General features: G+C 67.3%; 7 protein-coding genes and 1 pseudogene. 6 read left to right on the forward strand and 2 right to left on the reverse strand.

The window, feature by feature from the left end; all coding sequences use genetic code 11:
- The first annotated feature begins 100 nt into the window (after positions 1–100).
- Positions 101–1,633 (forward strand): alpha/beta hydrolase, encoded by a 1,533-nt coding sequence (locus ACFP1Z_RS19805; RefSeq protein WP_390317859.1) that lies wholly within the window; start codon positions 101–103, stop codon positions 1,631–1,633.
- 23 nt (positions 1,634–1,656) lie between these two features.
- Here ACFP1Z_RS19805 and ACFP1Z_RS19810 read toward each other — a convergent pair whose 3' ends face one another.
- Both ACFP1Z_RS19810 and ACFP1Z_RS19815 read right to left on the reverse strand, forming a co-directional pair.
- Positions 1,657–4,233 (reverse strand): AMP-binding protein, encoded by a 2,577-nt coding sequence (locus tag ACFP1Z_RS19810; RefSeq protein ID WP_390317861.1) that lies wholly within the window; start codon positions 4,231–4,233, stop codon positions 1,657–1,659.
- A complete protein-coding gene (locus ACFP1Z_RS19815; RefSeq protein ID WP_390317863.1) occupies positions 4,233–5,762 on the reverse strand; it encodes an MFS transporter in 1,530 nt (509 codons plus the stop codon). Before ACFP1Z_RS19815 ends, ACFP1Z_RS19810 begins: the two co-directional genes overlap by 1 nt.
- Positions 5,763–6,078: 316 nt before the next feature.
- On the opposite strand from ACFP1Z_RS19815, the gene ACFP1Z_RS19820 reads away from it, so the two are divergent.
- From ACFP1Z_RS19820 to ACFP1Z_RS19840, 5 genes and pseudogenes are all read left to right on the forward strand, one after another.
- A complete protein-coding gene (locus tag ACFP1Z_RS19820) occupies positions 6,079–7,110 on the forward strand; it encodes a hypothetical protein (protein WP_390317865.1) in 1,032 nt (343 codons plus the stop codon).
- Between the two features lie 361 nt (positions 7,111–7,471).
- Complete coding sequence (locus ACFP1Z_RS19825; RefSeq protein WP_390317867.1) at positions 7,472–9,289, forward strand: acetolactate synthase large subunit; 1,818 nt, start codon at positions 7,472–7,474, stop codon at positions 9,287–9,289.
- A gap of 8 nt (positions 9,290–9,297) precedes the next feature.
- Positions 9,298–9,525: pseudogene (gene ilvN, locus ACFP1Z_RS19830) on the forward strand (acetolactate synthase small subunit); the annotation flags it as partial.
- Between the two features lie 580 nt (positions 9,526–10,105).
- Complete coding sequence (locus ACFP1Z_RS19835) at positions 10,106–10,606, forward strand: winged helix-turn-helix domain-containing protein (RefSeq protein WP_390317869.1); 501 nt, start codon at positions 10,106–10,108, stop codon at positions 10,604–10,606.
- A gap of 175 nt (positions 10,607–10,781) precedes the next feature.
- Complete coding sequence (locus ACFP1Z_RS19840; protein WP_390317871.1) at positions 10,782–13,505, forward strand: M4 family metallopeptidase; 2,724 nt, start codon at positions 10,782–10,784, stop codon at positions 13,503–13,505.
- Positions 13,506–14,338 lie beyond the last annotated feature (833 nt).

Genomic DNA, 14,338 nt, shown 5'->3' on the forward strand with positions numbered 1-14,338 from the left:
ATGGGGCAATCCCCCTTCTCCGTATGCTGCTGGCCGGATGGCCCCTGGCCGGTGCGTTCCTTACGGTCGGGCTGTCCGTCGCATCCGGCATAGGAATCACATGCGCATCACGACCCTGCTCGCGGCCGGGCTCGGCATCACCGGCCTTCTCGCCGGTGCCGTCCCCGCCACGGCACAGCCCGTCACACCATCCGCCCTGACGTGGGGCCCCTGCCCCAGGGAACAGAAGGAACTCGTCCAAGCCGGTGCGGAATGCGCCCACTTGACCGTTCCCCTCGACTACGCAGACCCCGGCGGCCGCACCATCCGCATCGCGGTCTCCCGCGTCAAGGCCAAGGACCAGGCACACCGGCGGGGCATCCTGCTGTCGAATCCCGGTGGGCCGGGCGGGCAGGGACTGGCCACCACGGTGGGGTTGCGCACGACGCTGAAGCAGGTGGCCGATCAGTACGACCTGATCGGATTCGACCCGCGTTTCCTGGGCGGGAGCACCCCGATCCAGTGCGATCCGGCGGAGGCTCCCGAGCAGCCCCGCACGACGACCTCCCCACGCCTGGACTTCGAGGACACCGTGCGACGCTCCCGGTCAACAGCCCTGCGCTGCGCGCGACACAACGACAACAAGGCTCTCCTGCCGCACGCTTCTTCCCGCAACGTCGCCCGCGACATGGACGCCATCCGTGCCGCACTCGGCGAGCGGAGGCTGTCGTACTACGGGGTCTCCTACGGTGCCGATCTGGGCGCCGTCTACACCCAGATGTTCCCCCGGCGGGCCGACCGCATCGTCCTCGACTCCTCCACCGACCCCGAGGCCACCCAGTACGAGCTGTTCCGGCGGGCGGGCCGGCCGCTGGAGGAGGGGCTGGACGAGTGGGCGTCCTGGACCGCCCGGCACGCGGACACCTACCGGCTCGGCCGCACCGGCCCCGAGGTGCGCGCGACGGTGCAGAAGCTGCTCGACAACGCCGAGCGCCGGCCCGTCGCCATAGCCGGCACCCGGCTCGGCGCACCGCTTCTGCGCCTGTTCCTGCGGCAGTTCGTGCAGCACCAGGAGGACGACGCGGCCCTCGCCCGTACGGTACGTACCCTCGTCGACGCGGCGGCGGGCAAAGAGACCGAGCCGAATCCGGAACTCGCCGGCATGCTGGACTTCCTCAACTCGCCTGACGTCGACGACGCGATGACCGGCGGAGCCGTCTTCATGTGCGGGGACGCCGGCTGGCCGGCCGGCGGCTGGCCGCGGGACCCGGAGACATACTGGCGGAACACGGTGCGCAGCCGCGGTGACCAGCCGGTCTTCGGCCCCCTCGTCAACGGCATGACCGCCCCCTGCGCGTTCTGGCAGACCACGCCCAAGGAGCGCGCGACCCGTATCGGCAACGACGTGCCCGTGCTCATGCTCCAGGCCCGCAGGGACAACAACGTCCCCTACGACGGGGCACTCGCGCTGCACCGGAAGCTGCGGGCATCCCGCCTGGTGACGGCGGACATCCGCTCGCACGGCGTCTTCGCCCGCGGCGCCGAGGGCCGGACACCGGTACCGTGCGCCGACCGGGCGGTGACCGACTACCTGGGCGGCGGCGCCCTGCCCGTCACCGATGTCACCTGCCCCGCACCGGGCGGAACGCGATGACGCCCGACCGACGGGCGGTCGAGTCAGCGCTGCGCGCGGGTGACGAGCCAGTTCCGGACCAGTTCGTCGTTGGGGGATTCGAGCAGGGCGAAGTGATCGACCGGCAACCGGTCCACGGCATCGCCCGCGAGAATGTCCCGCCACTGGCCCACGGCGCGTCCACCCGACCACGGTGCGCCGCCGTCGTGGGTGACGGTGGCCGGTCCACGGCGGCCGTAGTCGATCTGGCCACCGGTGTCGCCCTGCAGCAGATGCACCCGCAGCCCTTGGGGACGGCTCAACAGCAGACCGTCGAGGATCCGCGCGTTCGACTCGTACACCGCCCAGGCATCCTCGATCTCCTGCTGGTCGGCGTCCCGGGCCAGCGTTCCCGCGTTCTTGGCCGCCACTGTGACCGCGGTGAGGTCGAAGCCGCCGTGCCCGTCGACGAACTGCCGCGCGGGAGTGGTGATCGACCATCCGACGCGAACGAAGATGTCGAAGGCGTCGTCCACGCTCACGCGGTGTGCACCGGGGTCCGGAGGATCGATGAGCAGGGCACGCACCCTGTCGCCGCAGCTGTCGTGCAGCCGGCGGGCCACTTCGTAGCCGAACACCCCGCCCAGCGAGTACCCGGACACGCAGACGGTTCCGTACTGATCCGCGCCCTGGGCCAGCAGGACCTCGGCCAGTCCGTCGGCGAGTGCCGCCATGCCCTTGCCCGACAGCTCCGGAGGGGTCTCCATGGCCCACACGGTGTCATCGGCGGGCAGCATTCTGGACAGCGCCGCATACCGGGTGACCGCTCCGGACAGGGGCGGAAGGAAGACCCACAGCCTGTCCTTGCCTCCCGGACGCATCGTCACGAGGGTGGTGCCGGTGGTGTGGTGTGCGGTGGGTATGCCCGCACGGCGATCGGTCAGAAGACGCGCCAGCGCGTCGAAACGCGGAGTCCGGTACAGCTCGGCCGCGCGCAGCTGCACCCCCAGCCGGCCGCGCACCTGCGTGATGAGCTCGATGGCCCTGATCGAGTTGCCGCCGACTGTGAAGAAGCTCGCCGACTCGTCGTGGGGCGGACTGCCCAGCACCCGTCGCCAGGCCAGCCGAAGCTGTGCGCTCACATCGGCCGGATCGGCATCCTGCTCGCCGTCCGCGCCGGGGAGGGCCTGAGCCAGGTCGAGCAGCGCGGCGCGATCGACCTTGCCGCGTGACGTCAGCGGGAACTCGTCCAGCACGCTGACCCGTGAAGGCACCATGTACGCGGGCAGAACGGACGAAAGCCGCCGCACAATCGCCGCCTCGGCACCCGCTTGCGGCGCGAGGCTCCGGTCCAGCCGGACGAACGCGGCGAGCAGTCGGCTGCCGGCGCCGTCGAACGGGACGACCACCGCGTCGAGGACGAAGTCGACGGCCAGGAGCCGGGAGACGACTTCACCGAGTTCCACCCGGAACCCGCCATGCACCTTGACCTGTGCGTCGAAGCGCCCGTGCAGGTCGTAGCCCCCGTCACTCCGTGCTGTGGCCACATCGCCGGTGCGGTACGACCACACCCCGTCGAGCATGCAGAACGCCGAGGACGACGCCGCACGACCCAAGTAGCCACGGCCGACCGCGATGCCCTGGACGACCAGCTCGGTCGCGCCGCCCGCCTCGCTCAGCGGCTCCAGACGGAAGCGGATACCGTCGATCGGGTCGCCGATCGCAATGGCGTCGCCGGGCGTCAGGTCGCGGTAGCAGACGACGACGGCCGTTTCGGTCGGTCCGTACCCGTTCACCACACGGGTGCCCTCGGGGGCAACCGTCGCCCACGCCGCCACTGCGGCCTGGGCCGGCGCCTCTCCACCGGCCATCACAAGACGCAGATCCGGAGCGCAATGATCGGCCACCTCTGCCAGCTCGGCGCCGAATCCGTTGAACACGCCTGTCGGCAGGCTCAGCACGGTGACACCGAGTCGGCGGCAGTGATAAAGGAAGTCCTCGGCTCCGCCGTACACGAACGTCTCGTCCCGGAAGGCGAGTTCACAGCCGACGAGCATGGATGTGCAGATTTGTTCGAGCGCCAGGTCGAAGGCGATCGAGGAGAAGAACAGCCGGGTGTCGGACGAGGTCAGGCCGTACCACTCGACGGTGCGTCGCACGTGGTTCTCCAGCGCGGCCTGCTCGATGACGGCGCCCTTGGGGACCCCGGTCGATCCCGAGGTGTAGCCGACGTATGCGGCGGGCGAAGTCCGCCGCACCAGCCGCTCGTCCAGCCGGGACCCCGGTCGCGGACCGTGCGTCACCCCGGACTCCGTGACCAGCGCGACCGGGCGGCAGTCATCGATGATCAACTGCTTGCGGGAGAGCGGCAGATCCGGCTCCAGCAAGGTGAAGGCCGCGCCGAGCCCGCTGACCGCGGCCATCGCGACCACGGTGTCGAAGCCGACAGGCAGATCAATGACCACCACGGTCTCCGGAACGACACCGAGGTCGGCCAGACGGAGCGCCAAGTCGTCCGCGGAAGCTGCGAGTTCATGGAAGGTAAGTCGGCGGTCGCCGCAGGACAGTGCAGTCCTGTGGGGGCGTTCGCTCGCGTGCGCGGCGATCGCGGAGTACAGCAGGGCACCCTTGTCCGAAGTCATCAGGCGTTCACCTTTCGCGAGCCGGGAGTGGCGGAAGCTGTGGTCATGACGGGAGCGGGAGCAGAGGCGGGCAGGACCACCAGAGCGGCGATCGTGGCCGCCGATGCCACCGCCGCGCCGACGATCCAGGCCGTGAGGAGGCCGGAACTCAAGCCGTCGGCGAACCAGGTCAGGGACTGCTGCGACCCGTGGGCGAGCAAGGCATGGCCGTCGGCGACCGATCGGGCCGCCGACGGAAGGTCAGGTGACGAGGCGACCTTTGCTCCGTAACGGGCCGAAAACACCAGACCCATGACCGCGACGCCCCCGGCACCGAAGATCTGCTGGAACATGGCATTCACGGAGGAACCCACACCGGTGTCGGCCGGCCGGAGACTGGTGACGATCAGGGTCAGTGCGGGGCCGACCGACCACCCCATGCCGAGCCCGCAGCTCAACAGCCCTGCGGCAAGCAGCGGGTACCACAGATCTGCGGCGGCCGTTGCGCAGAGCAGGCACCCCAGTGCGCCAAGCCCGAGCCCGCCGGTCACGGTCGCCTTGACCCCGATGCGTGCGGTGACCGCGGTGCAGGACAGCGAGGCGGCCGTCAGTCCCACCGCGAGCGGGAGCAGGCCGGCGCCGGCCTGCAGAGGGCTCCAGCCCAGGCCGTACTGGGTGAACTGCCCTGCCAGGAACACCGTGCCGAAGAGTGCGAAGAAGAGTCCGGACATGGCCACGACGGCTCCGGCGAACTTCCGCTCGCGAAAGTAGCCGAGATCGAACAGCGGCCGGTCGGTACGCCGTTCATGGGCCGTGTACCCGATCAGCGTCAGCAGGCCGGTGGCACCGAGAGCGAAGCGCAGCGATCCGGGGATCCGATCGTCGACGGCGAAGATGATTGCCGAGGCGAGCATCGCGACACCGCCCAGCAGTAGCACCGCTCCGACGGGGTCGGGACGCTGTGCGGCGGGTGCCGGATCGCTGTGCCGGATCAGGGCGGCAGTACCGATCAGGGCGAGTACCCCGACCGGAACGTTGAGCATGAAGATCGATCCGTACCAGAATCGGGTCAACAGCAGGCCGCCCAGCACCGGTCCGACGGCTACGCCGAGACCGACCACAGCCGGCCACAGTGCCAGAACACGTCGCCTGCCGCTGTCGGTCAGCTCCTTGGTGAACAGTCCGAATATGCTCGGCACGATGAACGCCGCCCCGATACCCATCCCCGCGCGAGACAGGATCAGCGCGAGCACCGAGGGAACAAATGCTCCCAGCAATGAGGCGATGGTGAAGGCGCTGAGCCCCAGGGCATAGGAACGGCGCGTGCCCATGCGATCGACGAAACTGCCCGCGATGATCAATGACGAGGCGAACACCAGCATGTAGGCGTCGATCGCCATTTGAACGTCTGGAGTTCCCGCCTCCAATGACACCGATATCCTGGGAACTGCGGTATTGATGATGGAATTGTCCGCAGAGACCATAAAAAGGCTCAGGTAGGCAGTGGCCACGACACCGCAGGTGCGCGAGATCGGTTTCGGTCGACTCATCAGAAAGGTCCGCTTTTCCGTGCCGCAATGGGAGGGAAATCAGAGCGTTGTTCCGGATGGTGACCTTGTGCGCTCCAACAAGCAAGCTGTTTTTGGGCTTGCTGGATCCGGACGCTAGCAGTCACGCCCGAAGAAGATCAAGGGTGGGTGGCTCGGATCACAGCATTCGGCAAGCTTTTGACTCTGCCTCAAATGCATGGACAGAAGGAAGAGGGTGGGCTTGGCTCCCCGCCGAGGTGCGCAGCGCTGATCGTGGCACGCACCGGAACAAGCAACACCCCCCGCTGCGATGGGGGATTCCGTCAAAGGGGTGCAAATGACTGCTGAAGCCACTGTCGGGACCAACTGGACCATCATCCCGGAGTTCGTATTCACCGATGCGGAGCGCGAGGCCCTGGAGGCCGCGCTCGACGGCGTCATCGCGAACCCGTACCGCCTTTACGAGGCTCACCGCTTCCAGGTGAGGCAGCTCATCGCGAATGGCGCGGTCCCTGAGCGCTTCCACGCCTACGTCGACTCGTTGGCGACCCGCGACCGTGCCGCAGAGCCTGTGGTCGTCATGAAGAACGTCCCGTACGACCGAGATGTCCCGGTGTTCGACTTCGATCAGCCGGTGCGCTCCAAGTACGAGTTGAAGAAGACGTTCGTAGCCGAGGGGTTCCTCGCGCTGTTCGCCCAACTGGCGAACACGCCGGCGATCGGGTACGTCAACGTCAACGACGGTGACGTCTTCCAGGACATCTACCCCCAGCGGCGTCTGCAGAGCAGCCAGTCGCAGAAGGCGCTCAAGCAGATCCACTTCCACAAGGACCTTGCCAACCACTTCGCGCGCCCCGACCAGGTGTACATGGTCGGGATGCGAAGCAACCCCGTGAACGAGGTCTACACCTCCTTCGTCCGAAACATCGATGTCATCGACTGCTTCACCGAAGAGGAGCTGGCGCTGCTGCGCTCGCCCGAGTTCTACACCCCCTTCGATGACCTGAGCACCATGGGCGGCGGGCGGGTGGAGCTCGGTGAAGCCGACCTGCATCCGATCATCGGCGGTCGCGGCCCGGAGGACCTGCGATTCTTCGAGAACCGGACGGTGGGAGTCAGCAACGCCGCCAAGGGCATCGTCCCCAAGGTCGCCGACATCCTGCACAAGCTGAAGCAGCGGGTCTTCATCGAGCCCGGAGACTTCGTGGTGACGTACAACAACCACACGATTCACGCCAAGGAAGTCGTGAACGTGGGTGACCCCGAGGCGCTGCAGACCCGTTGGATCATCAAGACCGTGAACGTGGACGACATGACGCCCCACCAGGACCACCTGGTGCCCGGCACCGACCATCTGATCAACGGCTGACCTGCCGCCCCATCCCGAGGTCTCTGTGCCGCGGCGGTGAGACTCCAAGCCTCATCGACGGCACAGGGGCCTCGTGGCGTCATGCCGTTGACTCGCCGTCGAACCCTTGCGGGCACTCTCATTATCTGAGACGGGTGCTTCGACAATCGGACACCCTGTGTTTAGATCGGAACCCGCTCACCAGCGGATATGCGTCCTGTGCATCGACGGGCTCCCAACGGGCTCCCCCTCGTGCACTTCGTCGAGATGTGTGCGCAGACCACGTGCCCGCGTCTGGGCGGCGTGTTGGCCACCCTCTTCCTTCGCCGCCCCCGGACAAGTCCACCTGCCCGTGGCGACACCACGAGAGAACCCAGAACCGATGACCCAGACCGTGCAATCACCCGACTCCCCACGCCCGTCCGAAAGCATGACGGGCGCCCAGTCCCTCGTCCGATCCCTTGAAGAAGCGGGCGTCGACACCGCGTTCGGCATCCCCGGGGGAGCGATAACGCCGGCGTACGACGCTCTCATGGACTCGACCAAGGTGCGGCACATTCTGGTGCGGCACGAGCAAGGTGCCGGTCATGCCGCGACAGGGTATGCCCAGGCCACTGGCAAGGTCGGCGTATGCATGGCCACCAGTGGACCAGGAGCGACAAACCTGGTGACGCCGATTGCCGACGCCTACATGGACTCGGTTCCGCTCGTGGCGATCACCGGACAGGTGATCAGTTCGGCGATCGGTACGGACGCCTTTCAGGAAGCCGACATCTGCGGCATCACCATGCCGGTGACCAAGCACAGCTTCCTGATCACTGACCCGGACGACATCCCCCAAGCGATATCCGAGGCGTTCCACATCGCTTCCACCGGGCGCCCCGGGCCGGTCCTGGTCGACATCACCAAGGATGCGTTGCAGCGGGACACCGTCTTCCGCTGGCCGGTCGAGCGCCGACTCCCGGGCTACCGGCCCACAGCCAAGCCGCACGGTAAACAGATCCACGAGGCCGCCCAGCTGCTCGCCCGAGCCAAGCGTCCGGTGTTCTACGTCGGTGGCGGTGTGCTCAAGGCCCGGGCCACCGACGAGTTGAAGGTACTGGCGGAACTTACCGGGGCTCCTGTCACCACGACTCTCATGGGCATCGGTGCTTTTCCTGACAGCCATCCGCAACATCTGGGCATGCCGGGGATGCATGGAACGGTCGCTGCTGTGACGGCCCTCCAGAAATCGGACCTGATCGTCGCGTTGGGCGCACGGTTCGACGACCGTGTCACCGGCAAGCTGGACAGCTTCGCACCGAACGCCACCGTCGTACATGCCGACGTCGACCCGGCGGAGATCGGGAAGAACCGCTTCGCGGATGTTCCCATCGTCGGCGACGCCCTTGATGTGCTGGCCGACCTCATCACCGCCGTCCGGGACGAACTCGAACACGACAAGTCCGCCTGCGACTACGCGAACTGGTGGGAGCAGCTGGACACCTGGCGCAGGGCATACCCGTTGGGGCATGAACCAGCACCGGCTGGCTTGCTCTCCCCTCAGCAGGTGATCCAGCGCATCGGCCGGCTGACTCACGACGACACGATCATCGCTGCGGGCGTGGGCCAACACCAGATGTGGGCTTCGCAGTTCATTGAATACGACCGTCCCCACAGCTGGCTCAACTCCGGCGGCTTGGGCACGATGGGTTACGCCGTCCCGGCCGCGATGGGCGCCAAGGTCGGTCGGCCGGAAACGACGGTTTGGGCGATCGACGGCGACGGCTGCTTCCAGATGACCAACCAGGAGCTCGTCACCTGCGCGCTCAACAATATCCCGATCAAGGTCGCGATCATCAACAACGGCGTCCTGGGCATGGTGCGCCAGTGGCAGACGCTGTTCTACGGACAGCGGTACTCCAACACCGTGCTGCACTCCGGTGAGGCGGCAGGGAGCGGTCCCGGCAAGGACACCCGCATCCCGGACTTCGTCAAACTTGCCGAAGCCATGGGCTGCCACAGCCTGCGGTGCGAATCTCCCGATGAACTCGATGCGACGATCGAGAAGGCGATGACACTCAACGATGCGCCTGTCGTCATCGACTTCATCGTCCATGAGAACGCCATGGTCTGGCCGATGGTCGCCGCAGGCACCTCCAACGACGACATCATGGCCGCCCGCGATCTCCGTCCCGACTTCGGTGACGACGAAGAGTAGGAACACCCATGCCGAAACACACTCTCTTGGTCCGCGTCGAGAACAAGGCTGGCGCCCTCACGCGGGTGGCGGGACTCTTCTCCCGCCGGGGATTCAACATCGATTCGTTGTCGGTGGATCCGGCCGATGAGCCCGCCACATCCCACATGACCATCGTCGTCGACGTGGCAGAACGTCCGCTGGAGCAGATCGTTGAGCAACTCGAAAAGCTGGTGAACGTCATTTCCGTCCATGAGCGAAGTGCGTAGTCCTCTCCCGCCGAAGCGAGAAAGAGACAGACCACCGACAGCCACGAAGGCCGAGTGGAGGAGTACCACCGGATGCCCACTGTCACCATCGCCCAGCCCTTGTCGGGATCGGTCCGCGAACGAAGACCTGACCAGGTCCCGACTCGGCCGGAGTACAACGGGCTGTCGGAATTGGGTGTTTCGGTGAGTGCTCTGTCCGGTTGTCGTTTCCTTGTCTCGCCGCTGCTAGAGGTGCTGGCGGCAGCCGAAGTCCTTCGAGCGCAGTACCCGGCCCTGCAGAGCTGGCGTCGGCGCAGCCCGAGATCTGCACAGCGTCACGCGCTCAGCTTTCCTCCGACTGCGGTACGGCCGCGGATTCGTTCAGTGGCCGAGCAGTTGCTCTGCCGCAGGGGGGAAGCAACAAGTCGCCATGAACTCGACTTCACGGCCCTCGGGCCGCTCCAGGAGACAGCGCGTGATTTCTTCCAGGACTGTCTCATCGGTGACTGGCCCCGGATCAGAACCGCTCTGAGAGTCGGACGTTGCACTCCGCGCACACGACCTTGCCGCCTTCGGAGTGCGCCATGTCGTGGACTGCCTGCCCGGTCTCACGGTCCGCGACGCCTGGGGCGAGACGGGAGTCGGGGAGCGCGGGCTGGTTCTGGTGCCTTCGGTCTTCCGGAAGACGGGTGTGCTTCTGGCGGACGAGGCCGGAACGGTGATCACCTACCCGGCATCCGGGCACCACACGCTGTGGGACGAGAACGGGGCGGCCGCCCCCGGTCGGCTCGGCGCACTGCTCGGCCGGGGCCGCGCAGCAGCACTCCTGAACATCGGCGCCGGTTGCGGCACCAGTGACTTGGCGGACCGGCTCGGTGTCAGCGCGGGGACCGCGTCGGTGCACGTGACTGCCCTGCGCAACGGCGGTCTGGTCGCCACACATCGTGTGGGCAAGGCAGTCAGACATGTCCTGACCCCTATAGGGTCGGCACTCGTCACGGTCCAGGTCTCCGCAGAAAAGTCGATGCCGTTCGCGGACCCGGAACAGGGTCCTGCAGCGTGCCGGCCCCGTGCGTCAAATGACGCCTGACCGACGGTCGGTCGTGACGGCGGCCGCCGGTGCCACCGGGCGGGGCTGTAGGCGAAGGCCCGGACCGTGAGCGTCCGAACCGGGCGCCCGGGACCGAAACGCGTACACGCACTTGTGTCGTCCCTGTTGCTGAGCGAGCCTGCACTCCGCTTGCATGACAGGAATGAGACCAAGAATGAGATCCTCGGTCGGAACACGGAGTGGCTTATCGAGTGCGGCGGCGCTGATCGGCGTCGCCGCACTTGTCGTTTCCACGGTTCCCGCCGCCGCGGCCGACCCACGACCCGGCCCCGGGCAGATCATCCCGGGACAGCGGACCTCAACTCCCGTGCTGGTGAACGGGGTCCGGGAGAAGGCAGAGGCGAAGGGGAGCGCCGCCGGTGCAGCGCTGCGGCATCTCGCCGACCGGCAGAGCCGGTACCGTATCGCGCAGCCGGAGCGGGATCTGAAGCTGGTGCAGAGCGTGAGCAACGGCCCCTCGGAGGTCGTCCGGTTCCAGCAGCTGCACCGGGGCGTGGACGTTCTCGGCGGGCAGTACGTGGTCCGCATGGAGAACAAGGGTGGCGAGCGGACCGTCACTGGTGCATCGGGGCGGTATTTCACCGGGCTGACGGTCTCCACCGAACCCGGGGTCGATGCCAAGACCGCGATTGCCCGTGCTGTGATGGCCGTCGGGGAGCAGGGACACGAACTCAGCGGTACTGACCAAGGCCTTGTCGTCCTGCCCCGGGGCAGCGGCGTGCTCACCCGGCACGTCACCGTCCGGGGCACGGATCCGACCGCCCGGACTCCGGTGCTCTATGAGGTGTACATCGAAGCCCAGTCCGGATATCCGGTCCTTCAGTACAGCGGGATCCGGGCGTTCGGCGGCCCCGGAGCGATGGAGAAGGGAAGGATTTCGCAGGACGCCCCCCGAGGTGTCGTCGCCCCGTCCGGCTCCGGTGTCAAGCTCGACGGAACAACTGTCGAACTGCACGTGGACCGCGACGAGGCGCGTAAGGAGTACGTGTTGCGCGACCGCTCCCGGTCCGACGGGAGGAATGCCAAGCACCTCGTCTCCACCTGGGATGCCCGTGGCCTCAACGTCATCGAGGTGATCGGCGGCTGGCCTCCCGGCCTCAAGGAGTTCGGCTCGCCGACCTCGCTCTTCGGCCCGGCGGCGACGGATACGGGGGCGGTGGACGCGCACTGGGGCGCGGGCAAGGTCGTCGACTACTACCGGCAGGTACTCGGCCGTGACGGCCTCGACGGCCGGGGCGGGAACGTCAATTCCGTGGTCCTGGGCGATGGCCACTACCGCGACGCCGTCTGGGACGGCACCAAGGTGGTGTATGACGGCGGCGACCGGGAGCACCGTCCGTTCTCCGCCGGGCTGGACGTCGTCGGCCAGCAGCTGACGTACGGCGTCGTCGGGACCAGCGCGGGACTCGTCCCCGCCGGACAGTCCGGTGCCCTGGAAGTGGCGATTGGCGACTATTTCGGGAAGGCGGTCGCGACCGACGCGTACGGCATTCCCATGGACAGTCCCGACTCCGGGCTCATGGGCGCGACGCTGTGCCGGACGAAGAGCCCGCGCGAGTGCGCCTTCCGCGACCTCGGCGACGGCCGGTCGACGTCCAAGTCCTTCGTCGGCGTGACGATCGAGACGGACAACGGCGGCGTTCACCTCAACTCGACGATCTTCTCCGGCGCGCTGTGGGACATCCGCAAGGACTTGGATCACGTGCTCGCCGACCGCATCGTCTACAAAGCGCTGACCGAGTACCTGACTCCGCTGGACGGCTTCACCGAGGGCCGGAACGCCGTCCTCGCCGCGGCTCGCGACCTCAAGGCCACCGCCGGACAACTCCGTTCCATCGAGCGGGCCTTCAACGGTCACGGCATCGTACAGGGCTGGGAACTGGCCCTGGGTGTGGACTCCGACCCGCTGCTCGGCAACGTCAGCACGGACCGGAGGTCGACCGTCGGGGCGGGCGGCGGCTGGTGGGCGGCGGCCACGTCCAACGAGGACGGCTCGGAGCCGTATTCGGTGTGGGCCGGGCGGCTGGACGGCTCGGGCGAGAAGAAGCTGATCAGCCCCAACGACGGCCGCTACCATGTCGATCCGGTCACGGACGGCAGGACAGTGGTCTGGAAGGCGTACCGGAGACATTTTGTCGACATCCTGGCACGGCCGCTCGCCGGAGGCCCGATCCGGACGCTGTACTCCACGGCCGAGTGGAACGGAGGCATCTCCTCGCTCCGAGTCGAGGGACAGGCCGTAGCTTTCGCGCTGCACCGGTACAAGGGCGGTTCACGCGTGGTGTACCTGCGGATCGGCGAGACCGACCCGGTGTTCGTCCCTCCGGGCGGTCCGGGCAGCCGCTGGGCGTTCACCGGTGCCCCGTCCCTGAGCCACGGCAGGATCGCCTTCACCGACTGCTACCGCACGGTGTGCCAGATCGAGCTCCTGGATATCGCGAGCGGCAACCGGACGGTACTGAGCAGGTCGGCGAATCCCCAGGCAACCGCCGTCACCTCGCGGCACGTCTACTGGCTGGACCGGCCCGACTGGCCGTCGGGACTGACTGCGGTGCGCCGGGTGAACCTCGACGGGACGGGCGGCATCGACATCAGCCCTGCGACGGGCAAGAACGCACTGCAGGCCCGCTACCTGACGGCCTCCGACGACGCGGTGACCGTCGGGACGGAGCCACCCGCGGGTGAGGTACGCCAGGAAACGCTGGCCAGGCTGTGGCAGTTCACTTCGGACGGTACGCGCCGGGAGCGGGTCTCCTGCAACCGGGGTGAGCAGGTTTTGCCGGCCTCTGTGGGCGGCAGGCACGTGGTGTGGATCGACGCAACCACGGGCTCCACGGGCCTGGTCACCCGCATCCGCCCGGCGGGTAGTTGCGGCTGATCCTGCGCGCTCGGGGGCTTGGGGGTCGGGTTTTTGTGGGAATGCTGGTGCTCTCTGCGGTTGGGGCTGTTGTCCGGCTGCCTGTGACGGGACGGGACCAGCACGGTGGGTCTACTGGGAGCTTCAAAGCAGCTTGACGGGAGATCAGCTACCTTGCAGCCAGTCTGAGTCCACGCCAGCGGGCTTGTCCTGGAGGCGAATCCGGAAGGGCACCAGCCGCACTTGGGCGGCTGAACTCGCCCCGCAACACGGGGCGTTTCACTCTATGACTGGAGCGCAGCGGAAGTCATACCGGTTCGATTACATCGAACCCAGGTCGCTACGTGGCCTGTTGAGCGAGCGGTCCAGCCCCGCTACGCGGGGCTGACAACTCCCCCGAAAAGTACGGGAGTTTATTTGGAGCCCGCGAAGCGGTCTCCAAATGCGACGAGCGAAGCGAGTTGCGTCACTGCGCTGCGCGCAGCAGCAGCGAGTTCCGTATCCTTATGAGCGAAGCGAGCTTCCCTGCGCGAGACAACTACCCGCGCAGCGGGTTCCTTATCTCTTTTGCGAGCGCAGCGAGTCCTCTCCGCGCAGCGGGGAGGAAAACAGCGAGCGAAGCGAGCAGCCAGCGCGAAGCGCTGGCTCTGTACCTTGCGAGCGAAGTGAGCAATTTCCCTGCTCTCCGCTGCGCGGAGAGCATTTCTGCGAGCGGAGCGAGCCCTCCCCCGCGCAGCGGGGGAGGAAAGCAGGGAGCGAAGCGAGCTGCTTCGCGCGTAGCGCGAAGGCTCCTGCGAAGCGAAGCGAGCAGCTTCGCTGCTCCGCGCGCAGCGCGGAGGGACCCGCTCCGCGGG

Origin of the sequence: Streptomyces gamaensis (assembly GCF_042656465.1) — a bacterium.
In the GTDB taxonomy this organism is placed as follows: Bacteria; Actinomycetota; Actinomycetes; order Streptomycetales; family Streptomycetaceae; genus Streptomyces; species Streptomyces gamaensis.

Bases quoted from the DNA above. Each gene is read 5' to 3' on its own strand.
- ACFP1Z_RS19825 (WP_390317867.1), top strand. From the start codon at position 7,472: ATGACCCAGACCGTGCAATCACCCGACTCCCCACGCCCGTCCGAAAGC.
- ACFP1Z_RS19805 (WP_390317859.1), top strand. From the start codon at position 101: ATGCGCATCACGACCCTGCTCGCGGCCGGGCTCGGCATCACCGGCCTT.
- ACFP1Z_RS19840 (WP_390317871.1), top strand. From the start codon at position 10,782: ATGAGATCCTCGGTCGGAACACGGAGTGGCTTATCGAGTGCGGCGGCG.
- ACFP1Z_RS19815 (WP_390317863.1), bottom strand. From the start codon at position 5,762: ATGAGTCGACCGAAACCGATCTCGCGCACCTGCGGTGTCGTGGCCACT.
- ACFP1Z_RS19810 (WP_390317861.1), bottom strand. From the start codon at position 4,233: ATGACTTCGGACAAGGGTGCCCTGCTGTACTCCGCGATCGCCGCGCAC.
- ACFP1Z_RS19820 (WP_390317865.1), top strand. From the start codon at position 6,079: ATGACTGCTGAAGCCACTGTCGGGACCAACTGGACCATCATCCCGGAG.